This window comes from Paracoccus fontiphilus, assembly GCF_017356265.1.
In the GTDB taxonomy this organism is placed as follows: Bacteria; Pseudomonadota; Alphaproteobacteria; order Rhodobacterales; family Rhodobacteraceae; genus Paracoccus; species Paracoccus fontiphilus.
This window is the reverse complement of record NZ_JAFNAW010000005.1, coordinates 20629-46570: the sequence shown is the minus strand read 5'-3', so window position 1 is coordinate 46570 and position 25942 is coordinate 20629. Positions and strand designations below refer to the sequence as shown.

At 66.0% G+C, this 25942-nt stretch carries 21 protein-coding genes; 10 read left to right on the top strand and 11 right to left on the bottom strand.

Annotation, left to right across the window (positions count from 1 at the left end):
- The first annotated feature begins 98 nt into the window (after positions 1 to 98).
- Positions 99 to 1142: a homocysteine S-methyltransferase family protein gene (locus J0F76_RS03275; protein WP_207465681.1), complete on the top strand. Its 1044-nt coding sequence runs from the start codon at positions 99 to 101 to the stop codon at positions 1140 to 1142.
- On the top strand, positions 1135 to 3849 hold the full coding sequence (metH, locus tag J0F76_RS03270) for a methionine synthase (protein WP_207465679.1): 2715 nt from the start codon (positions 1135 to 1137) through the stop codon (positions 3847 to 3849). Before J0F76_RS03275 ends, metH begins: the two co-directional genes overlap by 8 nt.
- 59 nt (positions 3850 to 3908) lie before the next feature.
- Here metH and J0F76_RS03265 read toward each other — a convergent pair whose 3' ends face one another.
- From J0F76_RS03265 to J0F76_RS03240, 6 genes are all read right to left on the bottom strand, one after another.
- The gene (locus J0F76_RS03265) at positions 3909 to 4961 is read right to left on the bottom strand and encodes an ABC transporter substrate-binding protein (RefSeq protein ID WP_207465677.1); all 1053 of its coding nucleotides are present in this window, start codon (positions 4959 to 4961) and stop codon (positions 3909 to 3911) included.
- Between the two features lie 94 nt (positions 4962 to 5055).
- Positions 5056 to 5778 carry an SDR family NAD(P)-dependent oxidoreductase gene (locus tag J0F76_RS03260; protein ID WP_207465675.1) on the bottom strand — a complete coding sequence of 241 codons (723 nt, stop codon included), beginning with the start codon at positions 5776 to 5778 and terminating at the stop codon, positions 5056 to 5058.
- A 9-nt stretch (positions 5779 to 5787) separates the two neighbouring features.
- Positions 5788 to 6666 carry a polyphosphate kinase 2 gene (gene ppk2 / locus J0F76_RS03255; RefSeq protein ID WP_207465673.1) on the bottom strand — a complete coding sequence of 293 codons (879 nt, stop codon included), beginning with the start codon at positions 6664 to 6666 and terminating at the stop codon, positions 5788 to 5790.
- Between the two features lie 4 nt (positions 6667 to 6670).
- Positions 6671 to 7597, bottom strand: coding sequence for a homoserine O-succinyltransferase (locus J0F76_RS03250; RefSeq protein WP_207465671.1), 927 nt, complete (start codon positions 7595 to 7597; stop codon positions 6671 to 6673).
- Between the two features lie 3 nt (positions 7598 to 7600).
- Positions 7601 to 8461 (bottom strand): ATPase, encoded by an 861-nt coding sequence (locus J0F76_RS03245; RefSeq protein ID WP_207465814.1) that lies wholly within the window; start codon positions 8459 to 8461, stop codon positions 7601 to 7603.
- Between the two features lie 100 nt (positions 8462 to 8561).
- Positions 8562 to 9689: an OmpP1/FadL family transporter gene (locus J0F76_RS03240; RefSeq protein ID WP_207465669.1), complete on the bottom strand. Its 1128-nt coding sequence runs from the start codon at positions 9687 to 9689 to the stop codon at positions 8562 to 8564.
- Between the two features lie 270 nt (positions 9690 to 9959).
- Here J0F76_RS03240 and guaB point away from each other — a divergent pair, with 270 nt between their 5' ends.
- Positions 9960 to 11408: an IMP dehydrogenase gene (guaB, locus tag J0F76_RS03235; protein ID WP_207465660.1), complete on the top strand. Its 1449-nt coding sequence runs from the start codon at positions 9960 to 9962 to the stop codon at positions 11406 to 11408.
- 1117 nt (positions 11409 to 12525) lie between these two features.
- Complete coding sequence (locus tag J0F76_RS03230) at positions 12526 to 12966, top strand: YybH family protein (RefSeq protein ID WP_207465658.1); 441 nt, start codon at positions 12526 to 12528, stop codon at positions 12964 to 12966.
- Positions 12967 to 13068: 102 nt separating this feature from the next.
- Here the strand turns inward: J0F76_RS03230 and J0F76_RS03225 are convergent, their stop codons facing one another.
- Complete coding sequence (locus J0F76_RS03225) at positions 13069 to 13383, bottom strand: FYDLN acid domain-containing protein (RefSeq protein WP_207465656.1); 315 nt, start codon at positions 13381 to 13383, stop codon at positions 13069 to 13071.
- Positions 13384 to 13494: 111 nt separating this feature from the next.
- Here J0F76_RS03225 and J0F76_RS03220 point away from each other — a divergent pair, with 111 nt between their 5' ends.
- On the top strand, positions 13495 to 14193 hold the full coding sequence (locus tag J0F76_RS03220) for a M48 family metallopeptidase (protein ID WP_207465654.1): 699 nt from the start codon (positions 13495 to 13497) through the stop codon (positions 14191 to 14193).
- A 31-nt stretch (positions 14194 to 14224) separates the two neighbouring features.
- Positions 14225 to 14872: a GntR family transcriptional regulator gene (locus J0F76_RS03215; RefSeq protein WP_207465652.1), complete on the top strand. Its 648-nt coding sequence runs from the start codon at positions 14225 to 14227 to the stop codon at positions 14870 to 14872.
- A gap of 4 nt (positions 14873 to 14876) precedes the next feature.
- Here J0F76_RS03215 and J0F76_RS03210 read toward each other — a convergent pair whose 3' ends face one another.
- Together J0F76_RS03210 and hemB are read right to left on the bottom strand one after the other, a co-directional pair.
- Positions 14877 to 15509: a lipid-binding SYLF domain-containing protein gene (locus J0F76_RS03210; RefSeq protein WP_207465650.1), complete on the bottom strand. Its 633-nt coding sequence runs from the start codon at positions 15507 to 15509 to the stop codon at positions 14877 to 14879.
- A gap of 113 nt (positions 15510 to 15622) precedes the next feature.
- Positions 15623 to 16627, bottom strand: coding sequence for a porphobilinogen synthase (gene hemB / locus J0F76_RS03205; RefSeq protein ID WP_207465648.1), 1005 nt, complete (start codon positions 16625 to 16627; stop codon positions 15623 to 15625).
- Positions 16628 to 16710: 83 nt separating this feature from the next.
- Here hemB and J0F76_RS03200 point away from each other — a divergent pair, with 83 nt between their 5' ends.
- From J0F76_RS03200 to J0F76_RS03185, 4 genes are read left to right on the top strand one after another with little or no spacing between them, the layout of a single operon-like run.
- Positions 16711 to 17283, top strand: a complete 573-nt coding sequence (locus J0F76_RS03200) for a hypothetical protein (protein ID WP_207465646.1) — start codon at positions 16711 to 16713, stop codon at positions 17281 to 17283.
- 36 nt (positions 17284 to 17319) lie between these two features.
- On the top strand, positions 17320 to 20766 hold the full coding sequence (gene mfd / locus J0F76_RS03195; RefSeq protein WP_207465644.1) for a transcription-repair coupling factor: 3447 nt from the start codon (positions 17320 to 17322) through the stop codon (positions 20764 to 20766).
- Positions 20763 to 21890: an aminodeoxychorismate synthase component I gene (locus J0F76_RS03190; RefSeq protein ID WP_207465642.1), complete on the top strand. Its 1128-nt coding sequence runs from the start codon at positions 20763 to 20765 to the stop codon at positions 21888 to 21890. Before mfd ends, J0F76_RS03190 begins: the two co-directional genes overlap by 4 nt.
- The gene (locus J0F76_RS03185; RefSeq protein WP_207465640.1) at positions 21851 to 22495 is read left to right on the top strand and encodes an aminotransferase class IV; all 645 of its coding nucleotides are present in this window, start codon (positions 21851 to 21853) and stop codon (positions 22493 to 22495) included. The genes J0F76_RS03190 and J0F76_RS03185 overlap by 40 nt, the downstream gene beginning before the upstream one ends.
- A gap of 127 nt (positions 22496 to 22622) precedes the next feature.
- Here J0F76_RS03185 and clpA read toward each other — a convergent pair whose 3' ends face one another.
- Positions 22623 to 24944: an ATP-dependent Clp protease ATP-binding subunit ClpA gene (gene clpA / locus J0F76_RS03180; RefSeq protein WP_207465638.1), complete on the bottom strand. Its 2322-nt coding sequence runs from the start codon at positions 24942 to 24944 to the stop codon at positions 22623 to 22625.
- 211 nt (positions 24945 to 25155) lie between these two features.
- Positions 25156 to 25902 (bottom strand): hydroxyacylglutathione hydrolase, encoded by a 747-nt coding sequence (gene gloB / locus J0F76_RS03175; protein WP_207465636.1) that lies wholly within the window; start codon positions 25900 to 25902, stop codon positions 25156 to 25158.
- Positions 25903 to 25942: the final 40 nt, after the last annotated feature.

Genomic DNA, 25942 nt, shown 5'->3' with positions numbered 1-25942 from the left:
GCAAACATGCCTGTCCTTCATAATTATCTGTAGGATTATGAATTTGCCGACGCGGCGGGGCGCGGGTATAGCTGCGTCTTCCTGGCGAAGGTGGAACAATGACCGGCAGACTTTCCCGATCCCCTGCATTCGCGGCGCTTGACGCTGCTGCGGCCGAGCGAATCCTGATCCTCGACGGGGCCATGGGCACGCAGATCCAGCAGCTTGGGTTGGCCGAGGACGACTATACCGGCCACGGGTCCGGTCACGTCTGCCGCCATCATTCCGACCATCCGCAGCAGGGCAACAACGACCTGCTGGTGCTGACGCAGCCCGAGGCGGTGGAGGAGATCCACTACCGTTATGCCATGGCGGGCGCGGATATCGTGGAAACCAACACTTTTTCGGCCACCACCATCGCGCAGGCCGATTATGGGATGCAGGGTGCCGTCCACGACCTGAACGTGGAAGGTGCGCGCATCGTGCGCCGCGCGCTGGACTGCGCCACCGCGCAGGACGGGCGGCCGCGTTTCGTCGCGGGCGCCATCGGGCCGACGAACCGCACCGCATCCATCAGCCCGGACGTGAACAACCCCGGCTACCGGGCAGTCACCTTTGACGACCTGCGGGTGGCTTACCTGCAACAGGCGCAGGGCCTTATCGAAGGCGGCGCCGACATCCTGCTGATCGAGACGATCTTCGACACCCTGAACGCCAAGGCCGCGATCTTCGCCTGCATCCAGGCGATGGAGGCGCATGGGCAGGCGCTGCCGCTGATGATCTCGGGGACGATCACCGATGCCTCGGGGCGCACGCTGTCGGGGCAGACGCCGACGGCCTTCTGGTATTCGGTGCGTCATGCCCGGCCCTGGTCGGTGGGGCTGAACTGCGCGCTTGGCGCGTCGGCCATGCGCCCGCACCTAGCGGAACTGTCAGGCGTGGCGGAAACGAACATCTGCGCCTATCCAAACGCTGGGCTGCCCAATGCCTTCGGGCAGTATGACGAAGGCCCTAACGACACAGCTGTCCAGGTTGCCGAGTTCGCCCGCGAGGGGCTGGTGAACGTCGTCGGCGGCTGCTGCGGCACCACGCCCGACCATATCCGCGCCATTGCCGAGGCTGTGGCGCAATACAGCCCCCGAAAGGTGCCCGAATATGCTTGAACGCCACCTGCGCCTGTCGGGCCTGGAACCCTTCACGCTGACGCCCGACATTCCCTTTGTGAACATCGGCGAACGCACGAACGTCACCGGGTCCGCCCGTTTCCGCAAGCTGATCACCAACCGCGACTACGCCACCGCGCTGGAGGTCGCGCGCGATCAGGTGGAAAACGGCGCGCAGATCATCGACATCAACATGGACGAGGGGCTTATCGACTCGCGCGCGGCGATGGTCGAGTTCCTGAACCTGTTGGCGGCCGAACCCGACATCGCCCGCGTCCCGGTGATGATCGACAGTTCCAAATGGGAGGTGATCGAGGCGGGCCTGCAATGCGTGCAGGGCAAGCCGGTCGTCAACTCGATCAGCATGAAGGAGGGCGAGGAGCAGTTCCGCCATCAGGCCCGCCTGTGCCTCGCCTATGGCGCGGCGGTCGTGGTCATGGCCTTCGACGAACAGGGCCAGGCCGACACCTGCGCCCGCAAGATCGAGATCTGCACCCGCGCCTATCGCATCCTCGTGGACGAGGTGGGCTTCCCGCCCGAGGACATCATCTTCGACCCCAACATTTTCGCCGTGGCGACCGGGATCGAGGAGCACAACAACTACGGCGTGGACTTCATCGAGGCCACGCGCTGGATCCGGGCGAACCTGCCCCACGCCCATGTCTCGGGCGGGGTGTCGAACCTGTCCTTCAGCTTCCGCGGCAACGAACCCGTGCGCGAGGCGATGCACGCCGTGTTCCTGTACCACGCCATCCAGGCGGGCATGGACATGGGCATCGTCAATGCGGGGCAGTTGGCGGTTTATGACCAGATCGATGCCGATCTGCGCGAGGCCTGCGAGGACGTGGTCCTGAACCGCAGGGACGACGCGACCGAGCGGCTGCTGGAGATCGCCGAGCGCTTCAAGGGCGAGGGCGGCGCCAAGGCGCGCGAGAAGGATCTGTCCTGGCGCGAATGGACGGTCGAGAAGCGGCTGGAACATGCGCTGGTGAACGGCATCACCGAATTCATCGAGGCCGATACGGAGGAAGCGCGGCTTGCCGCCGAACGCCCGCTGCATGTCATCGAAGGCCCGCTGATGGCCGGCATGAACGTGGTGGGCGACCTGTTCGGCGCGGGCAAGATGTTCCTGCCGCAGGTGGTAAAGTCCGCCCGCGTGATGAAGCAGGCCGTGGCGGTGCTGCTGCCCCACATGGAGGCCGAGAAGGCCGCCAATGGCGGGGGCGAACGGCAGGCGGCGGGCAAGATCCTGATGGCGACGGTCAAGGGCGATGTCCACGACATCGGCAAGAACATCGTCGGCGTCGTTCTGGCCTGCAACAACTACGAAGTCATCGACCTGGGCGTGATGGTGCCCGCGCAGAAGATCCTGGAGGTCGCGCGCGAACAGAACGTCGATGTAATCGGGCTATCCGGCCTTATCACCCCCAGCCTGGACGAGATGGTGCATGTGGCGTCCGAGATGGAGCGCGAGGGCTTCCATGTGCCCCTGCTGATCGGCGGGGCCACGACGTCCAAGATCCACACGGCGGTCAAGATCGCCCCGCGCTATCACAAGGGGCCGGCGGTCTATGTCACCGATGCCAGCCGCGCGGTTGGCGTGGTGTCGTCGCTGCTGTCGCCGACGCAGCAGGCGGATTACGTGGACGGCATCCGTGCGGAATACCTGGACGTGGCCGAACGCCACGAACGCGCCGAGGCCGCCAAGCAGCGCCTGCCGCTGGCAGCGGCGCGGGCCAATGCCTTGAAGGTGGACTGGTCCGACTTCCAGGCAACAGCCCCGCAGTTCACCGGCACCCGCATCATCGACGACTGGGATCTGGCGGAAATCGCCCGCTACATCGACTGGACGCCGTTTTTCCAGACATGGGAGCTGAAGGGCGTCTATCCCCGCATCCTCGAAGACGAGAAGCAGGGGGAGGCCGCCCGCGCGCTGTTCCATGAGGCGCAGGAGATGCTGGCCCGCATCATCGACGGCAAGTGGTTCAACCCCCGCGCCGTGGTGGGCTTCTGGCCCGCCAATGCCGTGGGCGACGACATCCGCCTGTTCACAAGCGAAGACCGCACCGAACCCTTGGCGACCCTGCACACCCTGCGCCAGCAGGTGACGAAACGCGGCGACCGACCGAACGTCGCGCTGTCCGACTTCGTCGCGCCCGAAGGCCAGCCCGACTATGTCGGCGGCTTCGTCGTCACCGCAGGCCCCGAGGAATCCGAAATCGCTGCCCGCTATGAACGCGCGAATGACGATTACGCCGCGATCATGGTCAAGGCCCTTGCCGACCGCATCGCAGAGGCCATGGCCGAGATGCTGCACGAACGCGTCCGCAAAGACTTGTGGGGCTACGCCGCCGACGAAACCTTCGGCCCGCAGGATCTGATCGGCGAACCCTACAAGGGCATCCGGCCCGCGCCCGGTTATCCCGCGCAGCCGGACCATACCGAAAAGCTGACCCTGTTCCGGCTGCTGGACGCAGAAGCCGCCACCGGCGTGCGCCTGACCGAAAGCATGGCGATGTGGCCGGGGTCATCGGTGTCGGGCCTCTATATCGGCCACCCGGACAGCTACTACTTCGGCGTGGCGAAGATCGAGGAGGACCAGGCCCGCGATTACGCCGCCCGCAAGGGCATGGACCTGTCCGAGGTCGAACGCTGGCTGGCCCCCATCCTGAACTACACGCCACGCAAAAAGGACGAGGCCGCTTAAGCCCCGCCCTTTCACTTTGGCTTAAATATCCCGGGGGTGCGGGGGCTGGCCCCCGTCTTTCAGAACCCGGCCTTGATCTTCTCGAACTCGGCCAACTGCTTTTCGCGCTGCGCCGGGTCGTTCGGGGTCTGGGCCAGGATCGGGGCGTCGACCTCGCTCAGGCCCTCCTTCACCGCAGGCTCCTCGGCAATGGTCGCCATCGCCTCGGTCGAGGTGTGGCCATAGCCGATCGTGTCCAGCAGCGCCTTGCCCGCCGAGGGTTCCAGCCAGGCGTTGATGAAGTCATAGGCCTTCTCCTCGTTGCCCGGCCCGTCCTTCAGGTTGATGTAGCCGCAGAAGAAGGTGGACGACCCTTCCTTCGGCGCGCGCTGGAAGGCCACCGGATAGTTGTCGTTCCGCAGGTAAACCACGCCGTCGTTCCACGACCAGGCGATGTCCACCGCGCCCGAGGCCATCAACTGCGCCTGCTCGGACGGGTCCGCCCAATAGGCCGCTACGTTCGCGTGGGCCTTGCGCAGCCAGTCGGCGGCGGCCTGGAACTGCTCGTCCGTCACGTCGGTCCAGTCGGTGACACCCGTCGCCAGATAGGCCAAGGCCCAGACATCGTCCGACGAATCCGGCAGCGAGGTGCGGCCCTGGTATTTCGGTTCGGTGAAGACCTGCAGGGTCGCCACGTCCTCGGCCGGGACCGTCTCGGGGTTGTAGGCGATGGCGGTCGCGCCCCAGTCGGTCGGGATGTACCAGACGCCCTCGTCGTCCTTGAAGACCTCGGAGGCCAGGAACTGGGGGTCGATCTTGTCGAAGTTCGGGATCTTCGACGTGTCCCAGGGCTCGATCAGGCCCGCGTCGCGGTATTTGCTGACCATCTGGCTGCACGGGTGCGCCACGTCGGCCTTGAAGCCCGAGGCGATCTTCTGGAAGGCCTCGTCGTCGTCACCATAAAAGGCATAGGTCGGGCTGTCGCCGTGCTTGTCGATATAGCCCTGGAAGATCGACGGTTCCTCGAACCCCGCCCAGTCGAAGACGGTCAGCTCCCCGTCCGCCGCAAGCGCAGGCAGGGCGATGGCAGAGGCGAGGGCGGTGCCAAGGGCAGAGGTGGTCAGCAAGCGCATGAAATCGGGCCTTCCTGTTGGGCGGTTCGTCCCGAACGCTAGCGGCGTGAAAACCGCCGCGCAAGGGCATCGCGCGCCAGTCAAGGACCGTTGATCAGCGCATCCGCAACGCGCCGTCCAGGCGGATCACCTCGCCGTTCAGATAGGCATTCTCGACAATATGGGCGGCCAGGCGGGCGAATTCCCCCGGGTCGCCCAGACGGGACGGGAAGGGGATGTCGGCGGCCAGACCGTCCTGCACATCCTGCGGCAACCCGCGCAGCATCGGCGTGGCGAAGATGCCGGGCGCGATGGCGCAGACGCGGATGTTCAGCCCCGCCAGATCGCGCGCGAGCGGCAGGGTCATGCCCGCGATCCCGGCCTTCGATGCCGCATAGGCCGCCTGGCCCTTCTGCCCGTCGAAGGCGGCGATCGAGGCCGTGTTGACGATCACGCCGTTTTCCGTCCGCCCGTTCTTCGCCATTTCCACCGTCGCCAGCCGCAGCACGTTGAAGCTGCCGATCAGGTTCACCTCGACCACGCGGCGAAAGGCGTCGAGGTCGTGCGGCCCGTTCCGCCCCACGGTCTTTTCGCCGATCACCACGCCCGCGCAGTTCACGCAGATGTCGATGCCGCCCATGATCCGCGCCGCACGGTCGACCGCCGCCGCCGCGCTGTCGGCCGATGTCACGTCCGCCTGCACATGATCCGGGTCGTCGCCCGGCTCTCGATCCAGGACCACGACCGCCGCGCCCTGCTTGCGGAACCAGGCCGCCGTCGCCGCCCCCAGGCCCGATGCGCCTCCGGTCACGATGGCGCGGCTGTTCTTCAGCTCCATGACGCTCTCCTATCGGTCCAGCAGTTCCGGCCCGCCGGTGATCGCGGGATCGGGACTGCCGATGGCGTCGCTGTCCTTGCCCGCGTAATCCACCGCGTTCAGCACGGTCTGGATCGCGGCAATCCGCGCGCGGCGCTTGTCGTCGGACCGGATCACGGTCCAGGGGGCGATGGGCGAATGGGACAGGTTCAGCGTGTCGCGGATCGCCACCGTGTAGTCGTCCCACTTGGCCAGCCCGTCAACGTCGATCGAGGACAGCTTCCACTGCTTCAGCGGGTCGCTTTCCCGGTCGAGGAAACGGCGCATCTGCTCGGCCCGGCCGACGTTCAGCCACAGCTTGACCAGGATGATGCCGTCATCGACCAGGGTCTGTTCGAAGCTGGGCAACTGGCGGAAGAAGGCGTTGCGCTGCTGTTCGGTGGAAAAGCCGAACACGCGTTCCACCACGCCGCGGTTGTACCAGCTTCGGTCGAACAGCGCGATTTCCCCGGCGGCGGGAAGCCAGTCCACATAGCGCTGGAAATACCACTGGCTTGCCTCGCGGCTGGAGGGGGTCGGAAGGGCCACGATATTGGCGGAACGCGGGTTCAGGTTCTCGCGCAGCCGTTCGATGGTGCTGCCCTTGCCGGCGGCATCGCGCCCCTCGAACAGGACGACCAGGCGCTTCCTGGTGGCGACGACGTCGCGCATCAGACGCACCAGTTGCAGCTGCAACTGGTCCATCTTCGCGTCATAGGTCTTCGAGTCGATTTCCTGCCGGTAGGGATAGCCCGGATCCAGGATGTCGTTCTTTCCCGCCCCCTTCAGCGCCTTGCGGATCTCGGACGGGGCGGCCTTCAGCGCCTCGGTGATCTTGCCGACCAGGGGCAGGTCCGGGGTCTTCGCCATGAGCTTATCCTTCGCCGATGCGGGACAGGTCGTATTCCGTCGTCTGGTAGATCTCGTTGATCCAGTTACCGTAGAGCAGATGCGCATGGCTGCGCCAGCGGTTCGACGGCGCCCGCGACGGATCGTCGTCGGGATAGTAGTTGGCGGGCACGTTGATCGGCTTTCCGGCGGCCACGTCGCGGTCGTATTCTTCCTTCAGCGTCGTGCTGTCGTATTCCAGGTGGTTGAAGATATACAGCGCGCGATGCCCCGCATCTTCAAGCAGGCAGGGGCCGCACTGATCGCTGGCCAGCAGCGTGCGCAGGGCAGGGCGGGCGTCCACGTCGGATTGGCGGATTTCCGTCCAGCGGCTGACCGGAACCAGGACGTCGTCGGAAAACCCGCGCAGATAGGGCGAGGCGGGGGCGTGGTTGTGGTGGCGGAAGCAGCCGAAGGCCTTGTGGTCCAGCGGGTGCTTTTCCAGCCGGTGGAAATGCCAGGCCATCGCCATGCCGCCCCAGCAGACGCCGAAGGTCGAATGGACATGGCTTTGCGTCCAGTCGAAGACGCGGGTCAGTTCGTCCCAGTAGGTCACCTCCTCGAAGGGCAGCAATTCGACCGGGGCGCCGGTGATGACGAGGCCGTCGAACTTCTCGCCCGTCGCCTCGACCTCGCGGAAGGGGCGATAGAAGCTTTCCATGTGGTCGGCGGCCGTGTTGCGGCTTTCGTGGTCGGACATGCGGATCAGTTGGAAGTCGATCTGCAGGGGCGTGGCGCCGATCAGCCGGGCGAACTGGTTTTCCGTCTGGATCTTCTTGGGCATCAGGTTCAGCAGCCCGATGCGCAACGGCCGGATGTCCTGCGTCGCGGCCCGGCCCGGAGACATGACCATCACGCCCTCGTCCGACAGGATGCGATAGGCGGGCAGGTTCTCGTTGAGCGTGATGGGCATGGCTTATTCCTTGCGGTCGATGGCGCGGGCGATCAGGGCGTTGAAATCCGCCGGACTGCGGACTTCGGCGACCTCTTCGGCCAGGACGGTGACGCCGCGCCGCGCCATCGCCTGATAACGCGGCTGGCGGTGCGCCAGCGCGCGCGCATAGGTCCAGCGGATGAAGTCGTCGGGGTTGACCTCGTCCCCTTCCAGGCCCTTTTCGACACGATAGGCGATCCAGGCCTTTTCCAGGAACTGGGGCTGGTAATACATGGGCTTCGGCGCCTTGTCGAAGCGGCGCACCAGTTCGGCGGTGTGCGCGTCCGACCCCTTGATCCACACCATCAGCAGGTCGCGTTCAAGCGCGGACAGCACCGGGTCGGCAGGGTCTTCGGGGTCCACGACCTCGCAGATGGACCCGCCGCTGTCGCAGACGAAATGCGGGATGGCATAGATGTCGCGGGCGCGATCCATGAAGTGGCGCGTGTCCAGCAGGGACGCGATCTCGGCCCGGCGGTGCTGGTTCTGGCGCAGGCAGTATTCGTCGAAGGGCAGGCCCCCGCGCGACGGGCTGCCGGGCTTGCCCAGATAGGTGGAAAGCGGCGCCAGGTTGTCGAAGGTGATGTTGCTGGCGACATAGATGCTGTCGGACAGCAGCAACTGGCGCAGGAAGGGAACCTTCATCGCCTCGCGCTTGAAGTTGTCGGCGATGAATTCGCCCATGTAGCGGGTGCCGATCCGGTAATCGACCGAGTAGTGGAACCAGTCGCCCGCGTCGCGCAGCATGTTGGCCAGATAGGTCTTGCCAAGGCCCGACATCCCGAACAGGACGACGCGCCTTGCGCCTGTCCCCAACCATTCGCTGCCGCTGCCATAGATCATCGGATGCCCCATCGTTTCGCGGGCATAGGTAATGCGCAGGTCACGGAAAGCAAAGGCCCCGCCTTGGGGCGGAGCCTTGCCGTTTCGAATGGCGGCAGGTTCAGAAGCTGTAGCCCACGCGGACGCCGACGCCCCAGGCGTGGCCGTCGTCCATGGTGGCAACGGTGGTCTTGTTGCCGCTGACCCCGATCCCCAAGTCGGCGTCGCTCAGCTTGGCATAGCTGATGCCCGAGGTGATCTTGATGTTGTCCATCGTGTAGATGGCGGCAAGCGTGACGGCCTTGCGGCCATTGGTCGGCGCCAGCGGCGAGGCCGTCTCGCCTTCGCTTGGCTCGTAAAGGAACGAGACCGAGCCGGACCAGTTTTCTGTGAACTTGCGGCCCAGGCCGATGGTGTAGGTGGTGGTATCCTCGACCTCGACCAGCGGGATCTCTCCGCCGGGGGTGGCGATGGGGAACAGGAAGTTGTCCACCACGAATTCGGACCACTTCACCCAGCGGATCGAGCCGAACAGAAGCGTGTCGGGCGCGATGCCGGTCTGGCCTTCCAGGGTCCAGCTGCGCGGCGTCTTGACGGTATAGTCGCCATTGAACGCGATCGGCAGCGGGCCGCCGGATTCGGTCATGTTGAAGTCATGTTCGATCGGCGAGTTGTAGGTCAGCGAGACGCGGCCGGCGATTTCCGGGATCTCGTAGGCCGCGCCGATGACATAGCCGACGCCCCATTCGTCGTCGATGTCCAGGTTGTAGCCTGCGGTCGTCAGGTACCCGCCGCCATCCAGCGTCACACCGCCATCCGCGTTCGACGCGCGGATGCCGCCATGGATCGAGAAGTTGTTCTCGAACCTGTAGCGCGCCAGGGCCGTCAGGGTGGTCGAGTTCACCTCGACCCGCGTGCCGCCCAGGACCGGCGATCCGGCGGGCGCCAGCGGATAGCGGATGTCCGCGCCGAACGGCTGTTCCATGATGACGGCAGCCGACAGGTTGTCGGTGAACTGGTGCTTGTAGGCCAGCCCCACGAAGCCATAGCCCTGCGCCACGTCGCCGGTGTCGAAGCCCGCGATATCCGTTCCCTCGACCGTCGGGTCGACGCCGCCAAAGCTCAACTCGGCGTAGTTTCCTTCCTCGAACAGCACCGACAGGGACTGCGGCGCACGTTCGATCCCCCCCGCGACGAGTGGCGAGGCCGAGATCAGCAATGCGGCGCCGCCGGTCAGGATTTTTTTCATAAGTTCCTCCCTTCGCAGTCAATTGACTGCTGAAATCAGCTTTACGCCGGATGTCCTACGAATCAATTCGCGGCGCAATATGACGCGGCGTCCGGAGCCCTCGGGCGCGGGGCCAGTGACATTGCGGCAACTTTCAGTTGTGATCCCATCCCGGCGGCCCATCCGCGGCCCTTCCGTGGCGGCGAAGAAATCGCGGGCTTTCCACTGGACAAAGCCGTCAACGCGTGAAAGGGGAAACTGCCAAACGAAATTGCCGCAAGGACACCCCCTATGCAGATTCGTGAGGCTCTGACCTTCGACGACGTTCTTCTGGTTCCCGCCGCATCCACGGTCATGCCCTCGACCGCCGATGTCAGGACTCGCGTGACCCGAAACATCGCGATGAACATCCCGCTTCTGTCATCCGCCATGGACACGGTGACGGAAAGCCGCATGGCCATCGCCCTGGCGCAGGCGGGCGGCATGGGCGTGATCCACCGCAACCTGACGGCCGAACAGCAGGCCGACGAGGTCCGCCGCGTCAAGCGGTTCGAATCGGGGATCGTCTACAATCCCATCACCCTGCGCCCCGACCAGACCCTGGCCGACGCCAAGGCCTTCCAGGATCGCTACAACGTCACCGGCTTTCCCGTCGTGGACGAGGATGGCCGCGTGGTCGGCATCGTGACCAACCGCGACATGCGCTTTGCCAGCGACGATGGCACGCCGGTCAGGGCCATGATGTCGTCCGAGAACCTGGCGATCCTGCGCGAGCCCGCCGACCGGGCCGAGGCGATCAGCCTGATGAAGGCCCGCCGGATCGAGAAGCTGCTGATCACCGACGGCCAGGGCAAGCTGACCGGCCTTCTGACCCTGAAGGACACCGAGAAGTCGGTCCTGAACCCGCTGGCCTGCAAGGACGACCTGGGCCGGCTGCGGGTCGCCGCCGCGTCCACCGTGGGCGACGAGGGGTTCGAGCGCAGCCAGGCGCTGATCGAGGCGGGCGTGGACATGGTGGTGATCGACACCGCGCACGGCCATTCCGCGGGCGTCGCCAAGGCGGTGGAGCGGGTCAAGCTGTTCTCGAACCAGGTGCAGGTGGTGGCGGGCAACGTCGCCACGGCCGAGGCCACGCGCGCGCTGATCGACGCGGGCGCTGACGCGGTGAAGGTGGGCATCGGGCCGGGCTCGATCTGCACCACGCGGATCGTGGCGGGCGTGGGCGTGCCGCAGCTGACGGCGATCATGGACGCGGCAGGGGCTGCGGGCGACGTGCCGATCATCGCGGACGGGGGCATCAAGTCCTCGGGCGATTTCGCCAAGGCCATCGCGGCGGGCGCAAGCTGCGCGATGGTCGGCAGCGCCATCGCCGGCACGGACGAATCCCCGGGCGAGGTGATCCTGTACCAGGGCCGGTCGTTCAAGTCCTATCGCGGCATGGGTTCGCTTGGCGCCATGGCGCGCGGGTCGGCCGACCGCTACTTCCAGAAGGACGCCGCGACCGACAAGCTGGTGCCCGAGGGGATCGAGGGCCAGGTGCCCTACAAGGGCCCCGCCGGCACGGTGATCCATCAGCTTGTGGGGGGGCTGCGCGCCGCCATGGGCTATACCGGCTGCGCCACCGTCGAAGAAATGCGCAAGAACTGCCAGTTCGTGCGCATCACGGGCGCGGGGCTGAAGGAAAGCCACGTCCACGACGTCCAGATCACGCGGGAAAGCCCGAACTACAGACTTGGATAACCTATAAAATTTTAATGATATTTTAAGCGCCGAGGCAGAAAACGCCTCGGCGCTTTTAGGTAGAACAAAGTGACAACTGGTCAGAACATACCCTGAACTGGACAACGCATCAGTGATTTTGCTGATGCAAAAAAAGATAGTCTTCTAACGTTACTGATGCATGGTGTGCATCGGGCAATGACTGTTCCGACGCGCGCTACTAAATGGCCGGGCTGTTGTACCTACAGGCATGAAAGCTGGACTTAACGTCACCACTCAGACTGGCGGTCATTGCTGCGCATCCAGCGCAGTCACAAAAAGCGGCTCTGAAGGTGACTTCCAATGTCGGCGACCTGTCGGCCGTGATGTTAGTAAATTTCACTATATGTTTCAAATATTTACATTGTTTGTCGGCTGTACCGGGTAATCGCTCTTCCATAACTACACAGCGATTCAAACTTTGTTTTCCCAAATCGGGCACTCGATACCTTTTTCCGTGGGCAACCAACAACAAGGCCCATCATGAAAAAGCAGACTGCGAAGAGAACCTCCAGCAACCGAGCGGCTCTCCCTTCCCCATACCTTGACCTACTCTCCATGAGCACTCGGCGGGGCAAGCGAGGCCTCACGAGTGAAGAGCGAGAGATCTTAATCATGATGCTCGGGCACAAAACAGAGGCGGCTGGGCAATCTTGGCGTTGTCTGGTGAGGTGAACTACGCGTTTGTGCGGCGTTACTTTTGCCTGCTTTTTGGTTCAAAAGCTGAGATTTTTCGCGAATCAGCTGATGTGCACTGATGCGGTTGTTTTCTAAGTATCTGAAAGGCGGTAGGTATTTGGTGGTGGCAGTCACGTCCACGACGTCCAGATCACAAGAGAGAGCCCGAACTATCGTCTGGGCTGATCGAGACTTTTGACACCCGGCAGCGCAGGCGGGGCACCGTTCTGCGCGCCGGTTTTCAAGCCGTCCATGGCTGCCTGACCTCTGCGGGCACGGCCATCCCTTCCGGTGCATCGGCGGCATCGATCCATGCCTGGCACGATCCGGCGACCGGTTCGCGCTCTCTACAAAACTGCGGAAAAAGTGTATGATTTGCAGGGGCGCGGGGTGTCGCGTCCCGTAAACGCAGGAGGGAGTCATGGTCAGGTCTTTGACCTTGATGTCTGCGGTGCTGTGTGTTTGCCTTTCTGCAGCCACTGGTGCCGGTGCCGATCCCGCAGACGACGTCCAGGCCGCATATTCGGCGTGGGACGCAGCCTTCAACGCGGGTGATGCAAAGGCCGTTGCCGCATTCTACGGGCAGGATGCAATCTTTCTGCCCGCCACGCATGACGTCATCAAGGGGCCGGACGGGGTCGAGAAGTTCTTCGGCGGCCTTTTCGACATGGGCGTGACGGGTCACAAGCTGGAACTGATAGAAGCGCATGGCGATGACGACATGCTGGTCGGCACGGCCAAGTGGTCCGCCACGGGCAAGGATGCCAGCGGCGCCGAACAGCCGTGGGGCGGGGTGGCGACCCATGTCTTTGAAAAGCAGGACGACGGCAGCCTGAAGCTGAGGGTGCATACCTTCAACTAGGCGTCCCACGCCATCGGGGACGAAGAACCCCGGACGCGGCCTGAAACCGGGGCGAAGCCGTTCCGCAAAAGAAAAAGGCCGGTCCTGCGACCGGCCTTTGCGTCATTCCTCGTCGTTGTCGGCGACGTCGGCGATGTCGTCCAGCGACACGTCGCCGTCGTCATCGTCTTCCTCCAGCAGATCGTCGTCCAGATCGCCGGCATCGTCGCCCAGATCCTCGTCGTCGTCGACCAGGTCGTCGTCGTCGCGGACGGCGGTCTTTTCGGTGACCAGCGTCTTGCCGCGACTGTCGGTCAGGCTTTCAAGCGTGAACGTGTTCCCGCAGGCGGGGCAGGTCATCGGGTTGGCGCGCAGGTCATAGAACCGCGTCGCGCAGTGCGGGCACAGGCGTTTCGTGCCCCATTCCTCTTTGGGCATGGCATTCTCCTTCCGCCGCGTTTAGGAAATCGGTGGACCCCCTGCCACAGGTGCCGGAGGGTGTCAAAGGCTTTTCTGGCAGCAAGCGCAGGGCAAGGCAAGGGCAGGCGGATGGCCGAGGCATTTACCATCGGCAATGGGATGCGGATCACCTGGCGGCGCTCGGCCAGGGCGCGGCGCATGACGCTGCGGGTGCCGCGCGACGGGGGGCCGGTGGTGCTGACGCTGCCCGCGCATGTGGCGCTGTCCGATGGCGCCGCCTTTGCCGAGGCGAAGTCCCGCTGGCTGCTGCAGGCGTCCGAACGGCGGCCCGCGCCCAGCATCGTCCGGCACGGGGCCGCGGTGCCGATCGCGGGCCAGGCGATGGTGCTGACCCCCGCCGCCATTCGCGTGGCCGGGGCCGCGGGCGGCGCCCTGCTGGTGCCCGCAGGCCGGCCCGCAGGTCCGGTGGTGCAGGCCTATCTGAAGCATCTGGCCATGCAGCAGCTGCGGATGGCCTGCGACCGTCATGCGGGGGCGCTTGGTCGCAGCTACAGGGCGATCGTGCTGCGCGACACGCGGTCGCGCTGGGGCAGTTGCACATCCGACGGACGGCTGATGTTTTCCTGGCGGTTGGCGATGGCGCCGCCCGCGGTGCTGGACTATGTCGCAGCCCACGAGGTCGCGCATCTGCGCCACATGGATCATTCGCCGCGTTTCTGGGCGGCCGTCGCGGGGCTGATGCCCGACTATGCGCCCCAACGCGACTGGCTGCGGCGGCACGGGTCGGACCTGATGGCGTGGCAGTTCCGCGACCCTGCGGGGGATTGACGAAGGCGCGGTTTGTGATCACATGCAGGCCATGAACGCCCCCGCCCGAGCCACCGATCCGTCCGCCCATGAAAAGCTGTATCGCAACCTGCGCAGCCGGATCATGCTGGGCGAGCTGCCGCCCGGCAAGCCGCTGACCCTGCGCGGCATCGCCCGCGAATACCACCTGTCGATGACCCCCGCGCGAGAGGCCGTGCGCCGCCTGGTGGCCGAAGGCGCGCTGACCCTGTCGGCCTCGGGCCGCGTGACCACGCCCGCGCTGTCGGACGACCGGATCGAGGAACTGGCGGCGCTGCGCGCCCTGATCGAGCCGGAACTGGCCGCCCGCGCCCTGCCACGCGCGCATTTCGCGCTGATCGACCGGTTGGCGCAGATGAACGCGCGGATTGCAGATGCGGTCGAGAACCACGATGCGGTGGGCTATATCCGCTGCAATCTTGAGTTTCACCGGATGCTTTACTTGCGCGCGCAGGCCCCGGCGATGCTGGCGATGCTGGAAACGATCTGGCTTCAACTGGGGCCGACCATGCGTGCGCTCTATGGCCGGGTGAAGCGGAACGAGCCGCCGCGCCACCACCGCATGATCCTGGCCGCGCTGCGGGCGGGGGACGAACCCGCCCTGCGGCTGGCCGTGCGCGCCGATGTCACGCATGGGCTGCGTCACCTGACCTCGGGCTAGGGGTTCAGCGGCCCATCTGCGGCAGGCCCATGCCGCCGAAGCCCAGTTGCGGGATCTCGGACGGGATGATGCGGGTGTATTTCGTGCCCTCGATCGAGGCGCCGGCCATCAGCCCGGCCTGACCGAAGATCATTGCCACGACCGGCAGTTGCGCCGTGATCGTGTCCGCGCCAAGCGCCATGCCCCCCTGCGGGATCGCGTAGAAGGCGTTGGCCCCCGCCAGCCAGCCGGGCGATGCCCGGAACGAGGCCAGCGCCGCATCCGTCTGGAAGATCAGCACATGGGCATATTGCTGCGCGCCCGCCTGGAAGCCCACCGTGGCGCGGGTGGCGGAATAATAGTCCACCGTCGCCCCGCCGATCCGCAGCGCGCCCTGGCCATAGGCTCCGCCGATGCCAAGCGCGGCCTCGGTCATCAGGGGCATGTAGAGGACGCCCTTGGCGTTCTGCACCAAGGCCTGCGCGGACGGATAGTTCTGGATCAGATACTGGTGCGTCGCGTCCACGCGCGCGTCCAGTTGCGCGCCTGCATTGGTGCCGACCGCATTGCTGCACCCCGCCAGAGCCAGCGCGGCGGTGCCGGCCGCGCCCTTCAGCACCATGCGACGGCCAACCTTGGCCTGGAAATCTCTGCTCATCACGTGTCCCGCCTTGTCGCGCCGGATGATCCGGCCTTTTGCGGCGGATGCTAGAAGATTTCCGGCGACCTGTCACCCGTCCCGCGCGGGGCGCGCGGCAGACCGCCTGAGCGTCAGGCCCGGGCGGCGATCGCCTCGGCAACCAGGGGGGCGAAATAGGTCAGGATGCCGTCGCAGCCCGCCCGGCGGAAGCACAAAAGGCTTTCGAACATCGCGTCCCGCGACAGCCAGCCGTTGCGGATCGCGCCTTCCAGCATCGCGTATTCGCCGCTGACCTGATAGGCGAAGGTGGGCGCGCCGAACTGGTCCTTCACGGCGCGGCAGATGTCCAGATAGGGCAGGCCGGGCTTGACCATCACCATGTCCGCGCCCTCGGCCAAGTCGCGGGCCACGCAGCGGATCGCCTCGCCCCGGTTCGCGGGGTTGACCTGGTAGGTCTTCTTGTCCCCCACCAGTCGCCCCGAGGCGCCGACCGCGTCCCGGAACGGGCCATAGAAGCTGGAGGCGAACTTGGCGGCATAGGACAGGATCGCCACATGCTTGTGGCCCGCCTGCTCCAGCGCGCCCCGCAGCGCGCCGATGCGTCCGTCCATCATGTCGCTGGGACCCAGGATGTCGGCGCCGCTTTCCGCCTGCACCAGCGCCATGCGGACCAGGGCCGCGACCGTTTCGTCGTTCAGGATCTCTCCGTTCACGACGATGCCGTCATGTCCGTTGGCGTTATAGGGGTCCAGCGCGATGTCGGTCATCACGGCCAGATCCGGCACGGTTTCCTTGACGGCGCGGATGGCGCGGTTGCCGATGTTGTCGGGGTCCCAGGCCCGTTCGCAGGTTTCCGTCTTCAGGTCCTGGTCTGAATGGGGAAAGATGCAGATCGCCGGAATGTTCAGCCGCGCCGCCCGTTCCGCCGCCCGTTTGACCCCGTCCAGCGTCAGCCGCTCCACGCCGGGCATCGAGGATATCTCGCCCTCGGCCCCGGCCACCTCGGTCACGAAGATCGGCCAGATCAGGTTGGCAGGCGTCACGTCGCATTCCGACACCATGGCGCGGATCGCGGGGGTACGGCGCAGCCGGCGCAGGCGCGAGGCGGGGAAGGGGGCGATGATCGGCGTGGGCATGGCAAACTCCTGGCAAGCGGATGGCTTTTCCTTCGGCCTGACCCGTTCTAAGGTCGCGGGCGCCCAAGGACAAGGAAGCCCGCGTGCCGCAATTCGACAGCCTGATCGGCCTTCTGGACAGCCGGTCCTTTGGCACGGTCTGGTATTGGCTGGTGGTGCTCGGCACCTGGTCGCTGACCGGGCGCAGCGTGATCGGCGTCCCTGCCGAGATCGTCAGCCGCGCTCGCACGGCCATCCAGGCGAACGAGGGGGAATCCCCGCTGGTCCTGCACCTGCTGGACTGGCTGTCGCTGGTCCTGCCCCGTTGGCACCTTGGCCGGCGCGAGGGGGCGTGCGTCCTGGCGGTGACCGGCTTCGTGCTGACCTCGCTGGCGATCATGGGCTTCGGCTATGGTCTGGAACTGGCCCTCGCGGCGTTCCTGCTGCTGCTGCCGCTGGCGATCCTGTTCTGGCTGCGGATCGCCCTGGCCCGCCGCCTCGCACCCTTGCTGGAGGCCGCCGAGCGCGGCGCCACGCCCGTCCCGGATGCCGCGGCCGAGGCCGTGCGCCGCATGGTCGTCCACCGGCGGCTGGTGACGGTCCTGTCAATGGTCGCGGTCGCGGTGACGGCGATGCTGGGGGCGCTGTGGTCGGTGGTCCATCCCTATGGCTTCTAAGCTTGACTCCGCCGCGCGGCGCTTTACCTCAGCCCCATGGCCGAACACCTGATCCTTTCCGGCGCGCCCGAAGGCTATGACGCCGCGCTGATCGCGCGCGAAGCCGGGCGCGGTTCCCCCGTCATCCACATCGCCCGCGACGACCGCCGCATGGCCGCCATGCGCGCGGCCCTGGCGTTCCTGGCGCCGAACCTGCCCGTGCTGGACTTTCCGGCCTGGGACACGACGCCCTATGACCGCGTCTCGCCTTCGCCCGACATCCAAGCGGCGCGGATGGCGACGCTGGCGGGTCTGGCGCAGGGGGCGGTCAAGGGACCCTTCGTGCTGCTGACCACGCTGAACGCCGTGCTTCAGCGGGTGCCCGCGCGCGATCTGGTCGCGGGCGCCAGCTTCGTGGCCCGCGTGGGCGACCGCATCGACGAGGCCGCATTGCGCGACTTCCTGGTCCGCATGGGCTTCACGCAATCGCCCACCGTGACGGAACCCGGCGACTATGCCGTGAGGGGCGGCATCATCGACATCTTCCCGCCAGGCGAATCCGGTCCCGTCCGGCTGGACCTGTTCGGCGACGTGCTGGACGGAGCCCGCCGCTTCGACGCCGAAACGCAGCGTACCACCGAGAAGCTGTCGCGCATCGAACTCGCGCCCATGTCCGAGGTGATCCTGGACGAAGACGCGATCACGCGGTTCCGCCAGAACTATCGCACAGAATACGGCGGCGGCACCAACGACCCGCTGTATGAAAGCGTCAGCGCGGGCCGCAAGACGGCAGGAATGGAGCATTGGCTGCCCTGGTTCCACGACAGGATGGAAAGCCTGTTCGACTATCTGCCGGGCGCGGCGGTCGTGCTGGACGACCATGTGGGGCAGGTGACCCTTGCCCGGCGCGGCATGATCGACGAACAGTTCGGCGCGCGAAAGGCGGCGATGGCCGCCAAGGGCCGCAGCGACACGGTCTACAAACCCGTGCCGCCCGACGCGATGTTCCCGACCGAGGCCGAGTGGGCCACATGGCTTGCTGCGCACCGGGTGCTGCGCCTGTCGGTGCTGCCGCAGCCACCGGGGCCGGGGGTGCTGGATGCGGGCGGGCGCGTGGGGCGCAACTTCGCGCCGGAGCGGCAGGCTGAAAGCATAAACCTGTTCAAGGCCTTGGCCGATCATGTGAAGGTTCTTTCCAAGGACCACCGGGTCATTGTCGCCTCCTTCTCGGACGGGGCGCGGGAACGTCTCTCGGGGCTTCTGGCGGATGAGGGACTGGCAGGCGCCAAGCCCATCGGCGACATCCGCGACCTGTCCGACAAGCCCGGCACGGTGGGCCTTGCCGTCTGGCCGCTGGACGAAGGCTTCGTGGCCGACGGGCAGGCGCTGGGCAAGCTGGCCGTGATTTCCGAACAGGACGTTCTGGGCGACCGGCTGATCCGGGGCGCCAAGAAGCGGCGCAAGGCCGACAACTTCCTGCGCGACACGACCAGCCTGACGCCGGGCGATCTGGTGGTCCATGTCGAACACGGCATCGGCCGCTATACGGGGCTTGAGACGATCAAGGCCATGGGCGTGCCCCACGACTGCGTGGCGCTGGAATACGCGGGCGGGGATCGCCTTTATCTGCCGGTCGAGAACATCGAGCTGCTGTCCCGCTATAGCCACGAGGAAGGGCTGCTGGACCGACTTGGCGGCGGTGCCTGGCAGGCGCGGAAGGCGCGCCTCAAGGAACGCATCAAGCTGATCGCCGACAAGCTGATGCGCGTCGCCGCCGAACGCCTGCTGCGCCCCGCCCCTGTCTTGGAACCCGAGGATCACGATTGGCAGGCCTTCTCTGCCCGCTTCCCCTACAGCGAGACCGAGGACCAGCTTTCCGCCATCGACGACGTGCTGGAGGATCTGGGGGCGGGCCGCCCCATGGACCGCCTGATCGTCGGCGACGTGGGCTTCGGCAAGACCGAGGTCGCCATGCGCGCGGCCTTCATCGCCGCGTCACAGGGGATGCAGGTCGCGGTCGTGGCGCCCACCACGCTGCTGGCGCGCCAGCACTTCAAGACCTTCGCCGAACGCTTCCGGGGCACGGCGATCAACGTGCGCCCGTTGTCGCGCTTCGTCAGCGCCAAGGACGCGGCCAAGACGCGCGAAGGCCTGTCGGACGGCACCGTTGATGTGGTCGTCGGCACCCATGCGGTGCTGGCCAAGGGGGTGCGCTTCAAGAACCTCGGCCTGCTGATCATCGACGAGGAACAGCACTTCGGCGTGGCCCACAAGGAACGGCTCAAGGAACTGCGCAGCGACATCCATGTCCTGACGCTGACCGCGACGCCGATCCCGCGCACGCTGCAACTGTCGCTGACCGGCGTGCGCGACCTGTCGGTGATCGGCACGCCCCCGGTGGACCGCCTGTCGATCCGCACCTATGTGTCGGAATTCGACAGCGTGACGATCCGGGAAGCCCTGCTGCGCGAGAAGTATCGCGGCGGCCAAAGCTTCTTCGTCGTCCCGCGGCTGGCCGATCTGCCCGAGGTCGAGCACTGGCTTCAAGAAAACATGCCGGAGATCAACTATCTGGTTGCCCACGGCCAGCTTGCGGCGGGGGATCTGGACGGGCGCATGAACGCCTTCTACGACGGCAGCCACGACGTGCTGCTGGCCACGACCATCGTGGAGTCTGGCCTCGACATCCCGACTGCCAACACCATGATCGTCTGGCGCGCCGACATGTTCGGGCTGGCTCAGCTTTACCAGATCCGGGGCCGGGTGGGCCGGTCCAAGACGCGCGCCTATTGCTATCTGACGACGAAACCGCGCCAGCCGCTGACCCCGCAGGCCATGCGGCGGCTGAAGTTCCTGGGGTCCATCGACGGGCTTGGCGCGGGCTTCAACCTTGCGTCCCAAGACCTGGACCTGCGCGGCGCGGGCAACCTGCTGGGCGAGGAGCAGTCGGGTCATATCAAGGAGGTCGGCTTCGAACTTTACCAGCAGATGCTGGAGGAAACCATCGCCAAGCTGAAGTCGGGCGAGATCGAGGGCACGCCCGAGGACGAATGGGCCCCGCAACTGAACTTGGGCGTGCCGGTCACGATCCCGGAAAGCTACATCCCCGACCTGGACGTGCGGCTGGGCCTGTATCGCCGCCTGTCTGGCCTGACCACCAAGGTCGAGCTTGAGGGCTTCGCCGCCGAACTGATCGACCGCTTCGGGGCGCTTCCGCGAGAGGTGAACACCCTGTTGCTGGTCATCCGCATCAAGGCGATGGCCAAGCGGGCCAACATCTCGCGCCTGGATGCCGGACCGAAGGGCGCGACGGTCCAGTTCCACATGGACAAGTTCCCGAACCCCGCCGGCCTTGTCGATTTCCTGAACGAGCATCGGGCGCAGGCGAAGATCACCGACAACAAGATCTTCGTGGCGAACGACTGGAAGACCGACGCCGACCGCATCAAGGGCGCCTTCGCCGTCGCGCGCGATCTGGCAGCCAAGGCCAAGGCCGCCAAGTGAGCGGTCAGGTCCGGTTCGACCAGGGACCGCTGCCCGGCGGCACGCTGTTCACGGCTCCGCGCACCGTGATCCGCGCCGACACCGCCGCCGGCATAGGCCCGGCCCTTGCGGCCATCGAGGCCGCGCGGGCGCAGGGGCACTGGATCGCGGGCTACCTGTCCTATGAACTGGGCGATGCGCTGACCACGAAGCTTGCACCGTCCATGCCCCGCGCCCGCAGGCACCCGCTGATCCTGATGGGCGTCTTCGACAAGCCCCGTCCTGCCCCAGCTTTGCCCGATGCGGCGGATGCCGTCATCGGCCGTCCCCGGCCCTTGTGGTCGCGGGTGCGCTATGACGCAGCCATCGCGGCGGTGCGCGACTACATCGCGGCGGGCGATTGCTATCAGGTCAACCTGACCTTCCCGATGGAGGCCGAGGTTTCGGGCGATCCGCTGGCCGTCTATGCCGCGCTGGCGGCGCGGCAGCCGGTGGGCGAGGGCGCGTTTGTCGATCTCGGCGGGCTGGTCGTCCTGTCGCGCAGCCCCGAGCTGTTCTTTGCCGTGGATGCAGCGGGCCGCATCGAGACGCGCCCGATGAAGGGCACCGCGCCGCGCGGCAGGGATGCGTCCGAGGATGCCGGACATGCGGCGGCCTTGGCGGCCTCGGAAAAGGACCGGGCCGAGAACCTGATGATCGTCGATCTGCTGCGCAACGATCTGTCGCGCATCTGCCTGCCGGGCAGCGTCGGCGTCCCGCTGCTGTTCCATGTCGAAACCTATGCCACGCTGCACCAGATGGTCTCGACGGTGACGGGCCAGTTGAGGCCAGGGGTAGCGCTGGCGGCGATCTTGGCCGCGCTGTTTCCCTGCGGCTCGATCACCGGGGCGCCCAAGATCCGCGCGATGCAGATCATCGCGGAACTGGAACAAGCGCCGCGCGGGGTTTACTGCGGGGCGATCGGCTGGATCGATCCGGCCGGGCCGATGCGCTTTTCGGTGGCGATCAGAACACCCGTGCTGGAGGCGCCGGACCGCCTTCGGCTGAATGTCGGCGGCGGTATTACCCATGACAGCCGCGCCGGATCGGAATGGGAGGAAGCATTGTGCAAGGCCGCATTCTTGGACCTGCCCCCGAAGGCCTGACCGTTTTCGAGACGATGCGGGCCGAAGCCGACGGGCGGATCGCCTTGTGGCCGCTGCATCGTGAGCGGCTGGAGCGAGGCTGCGCCGCGGTGGGCTTTCCGCTGGACCGTGCGGCCCTGCAAGCTGCCTTGGACGGATTGCCGAAGGGCCAGGTCCTGCGCGGGCGGCTGGCGGTCAATGCGGCGGGGGCAGTCGGGGTTTCGCATCAGCCGCTGCCGCCGAACCCGCCCTTTTGGCAAGTGATGATTTCAGCCCTGCGACTGGACAGCACGGACCCCTGGCTGAGGATCAAGACGTCGCACCGCCCGGTCTATGACCGCGCTCGCACCACGTTTCCGGACGGCGTGAACGAGGCGATCCTGCTGAACGAACGCGGCGAGGTTTGCGAGGGCACCATCACCAGCCTGTTCCTGCGGCGGGGGGATCGGCTTCTGACGCCGCCGCTGGAATGCGGACTGCTGCCGGGTGTGCTGCGCCGGTCGCTGATCGAAGCTGGCCAAGCCCAGGAAGCGCGGCTTCTGCCCGCCGATCTGGAGGCGGGGGATTTGTTCATGGGCAACGCCTTGCGCGGCCTGATCCCGGCCCGGCTGGTCCGCCCCGGCTGAGCAGGGAAGCGTTCCCACCCCCATCGAGGGGGCCGGGAACGCTGTGCCATCGGCACGCCGCGCCGCGCGAAAAGGAAAACCCCGCCACGACAAGGTCGGGCGGGGTTTCCAAGGTCAGGTGCGGCGATCAGTCCGCCGTCAGCAGCGGCGTCTTGGACTTGCCGATGCGGGGGGCGTCGGGGCCGGTGATGTCGAAGACGGGCTTGTCGTCCTCGATCTTCACGCGGACCACGCCGCCCTTGGTCAGCCGGCCGAACAGCAGTTCCTCGGCCAGCGGCTTCTTGATATTCTCCTGGATCACGCGGCCCAGGGGACGGGCGCCCATCTTGTCGTCGTAGCCCTTTTCGGCCAGCCAGTCGGCGGCTTCCGGGGTCAGTTCGATATGGACATTGCGGTCCATGAGCTGCGCTTCCAGTTGCAGCACGAACTTCTCGACCACGTGGACCACCACGTCGCGCGACAGCGCCGCAAAGCTGATGATCGCGTCCAGGCGGTTGCGGAACTCGGGCGTGAAGGTCCGCTCGATGGCGGCGGTATCCTCGCCCTCGCGCTTGTCGCGGCCAAAGCCGATCGCGGCCTTCTGCATGTCGGACGCGCCCGCGTTCGAGGTCATGATCAGGATCACGTTGCGGAAATCCACCTGCCGGCCGTTGTGGTCGGTCAGCTTGCCGTGGTCCATCACCTGCAACAGGATGTTGTAGACATCCGGGTGCGCCTTCTCGATCTCGTCCAGCAGCAGCACGCAATGCGGGTGCTGGTCCACGCCGTCGGTCAGCATCCCGCCCTGATCAAAGCCCACATAGCCCGGAGGCGCGCCGATCAGGCGGCTGACCGCGTGCTTCTCCATGTATTCCGACATGTCGAAGCGGATCAGTTCGACCCCCAGACTGGAGGCAAGCTGCTTGGCGACCTCGGTCTTGCCCACCCCGGTCGGCCCGGCGAACAGGTAGTTGCCGATGGGCTTCTCGGGTTCGCGCAGACCGGCCCGTGCCAGCTTGATGGCCGAGGACAGCGCGGTGATCGCCGCGTCCTGCCCGAAGACCACACGCTTCAGGGTCGCTTCCAGGTCGCGCAGAACCTCGGCATCGTCCTTGCTGACGTTCTTCGGCGGGATGCGGGCGATCTTGGCCACCACAGCCTCAATCTCCTTGGGGCTGATGGTCTTGCGGCGCTTGCTTTCGCTGACCAGGTGCTGCGCCGCGCCCGCCTCGTCGATCACGTCGATGGCGCTGTCGGGCAGCTTGCGGTCGTTGATGTAGCGACTGGCCAGCTCCACCGCCGACTTGATCGCCTCGTTGGTATAGCGCAGGTCGTGGTGCTTCTCGAAGGACGGCTTGAGGCCCATCAGGATCTTGATGGTGTCGGCCACCGAAGGCTCGTTCACGTCGATCTTCTGGAATCGGCGGCTCAGCGCGCGGTCCTTCTCGAAGTGCTGCCGGAACTCCTTGTAGGTGGTCGATCCCATGCAGCGCAGCTTGCCGCCCGACAGCGCGGGCTTCAGCAGGTTCGACGCATCCATCGCCCCGCCCGAGGTCGCGCCCGCGCCGATCACCGTATGGATCTCGTCGATGAACAGGATCGCGTCGGGATGGTTCTCAAGCTCCTTCACGACGGCCTTCAGGCGTTCCTCGAAGTCGCCGCGATAGCGGGTGCCCGCCAGCAGCGCGCCCATGTCGAGCGAGAAGATCGTGGCGCCCGCCAGCACGTCCGGGGTTTCCCGGCGCGTGATCTTCAGCGCAAGGCCTTCGGCGATGGCAGTCTTGCCCACGCCGGGATCGCCCACCAGAAGCGGATTGTTCTTGCGGCGGCGGCAGAGGACCTGGATGGCGCGTTCCACCTCGGCCTCGCGGCCGATCAGCGGGTCAACGTCGCCCTTCTTGGATTTGGCGTTCAGGTCCACGCAGTATTTGCCAAGCGCGGTTTCGTCCTTGGCTTCCTGCGCGGGCTCGGCCTGCTTCTGCTCGGGCTCGTCGGAACCCACGACCTTGCGGTTCTCGTTGAAGGACGGGTTCTTCGCCACGCCATGCGCGATGAAGTTGACCGCGTCGTAACGGGTCATGTCCATTTCCTGCAGGAAGAAGGCCGCGTTGGATTCGCGTTCGGCAAAGATCGCGACAAGCACGTTGGCGCCCGTCACTTCCTGCCGGCCCGAGCTTTGGACGTGGATGGCGGCACGTTGAATCACCCGCTGGAACGCCGCGGTCGGCACGGCTTCCGAGCCTTCCACATCCGTGATGAGGGTGGACAGGTCGTCCTCGATAAAATCGATCAGCAGCTTGCGAAGTTCGTCCAGATCGACATTGCAGGCCCGCATCACCTTGACCGCGTCCGGTTCCTCGGTCAGGGCCAGCAGCAGGTGTTCGAGCGTGGCAAGCTCGTGTCGATGTTCGTTCGCCAGCGCAAGCGCCTGGTGAATGGCCTGTTCCAGAGAGGTCGAGAAACTTGGCACGGTCTTCTCCTGTCAGTCGGCTGGCGGTATGGGCATATGTTGTGCCCACCGGCCCAGACTGTCACGATACAGTTAAGATTTGGTGGAATTCGGTCGGCATCAAGTGCTTTTTCACAAGGATGCCACGTTTTTCCCACGGTTGAGGCAGATGTGATGCGCGTCCGTGCGAAATTCAAGCACGCTGCCGGGTATGGCGGTTTTCACTTGCCCGTCAGAAGCTGTCCTTCATCTGCCGAAGCCTTGCGAAAACCTCGGCGTCAGGGGCTGTCTCCATGCCAAGCGAGGCACGAAGCGCGTCCACGCGCAGAAAGGGATTCGTCTCGTGTTCCATGGCCAGCGTCGCGGGCGCGCAGGGCTCTCTTGCCTCCTGGACAGCCTTGAGCCGCCGATGCAGGGCGGGGTTGTCGGGGTCCACCGACAGGGCGAAGGCGCCGTTGCCTGCGCAGTAGTCGTGGCCCGAGCAGATCAGCGTGTCTCCGGGCAGGGCGTTCAGCCGCGACAGGCTGTCCCACATCATGGCGGCCGTTCCCTCGAACAGGCGCCCGCACCCCAGCGCCATGAGGCTGTCCGCCGTGAAGGCCATTCCGGACCGGGGGAAGTGGAACGCCACATGGCCGACGGTGTGGCCGGACACGTCGATGATCTCGACCGGCTCTCCCAGCACTTCCAGGGGCTCGCCGGGGCTGACGCGCAGATCCAGCGGGGGCAGGCGGTGGGCGTCGGCTGCCGCCCCGATCACCATGGCGCCGGTTTCCCGGACGATCTCGGCCACGCCGTCGGTGTGATCGGCGTGGTGATGGGTCAGCAGGATCGCGGCAAGGGACCAGTCGCGGGCCTCCAGTTCCCTCAGGATCGGCGCGGCGTCGGGGGCGTCGATCAGCACCGTGCCCTCGTCGCCATGCAGCAGATAGGCATAGTTGTCCTTCAGGCAGCGCAGCGTGACCAGTTCCAGCGGCATTGGCAAAGTCCCTTTCCTGTGATGAGGTCGAGCCTGTCAA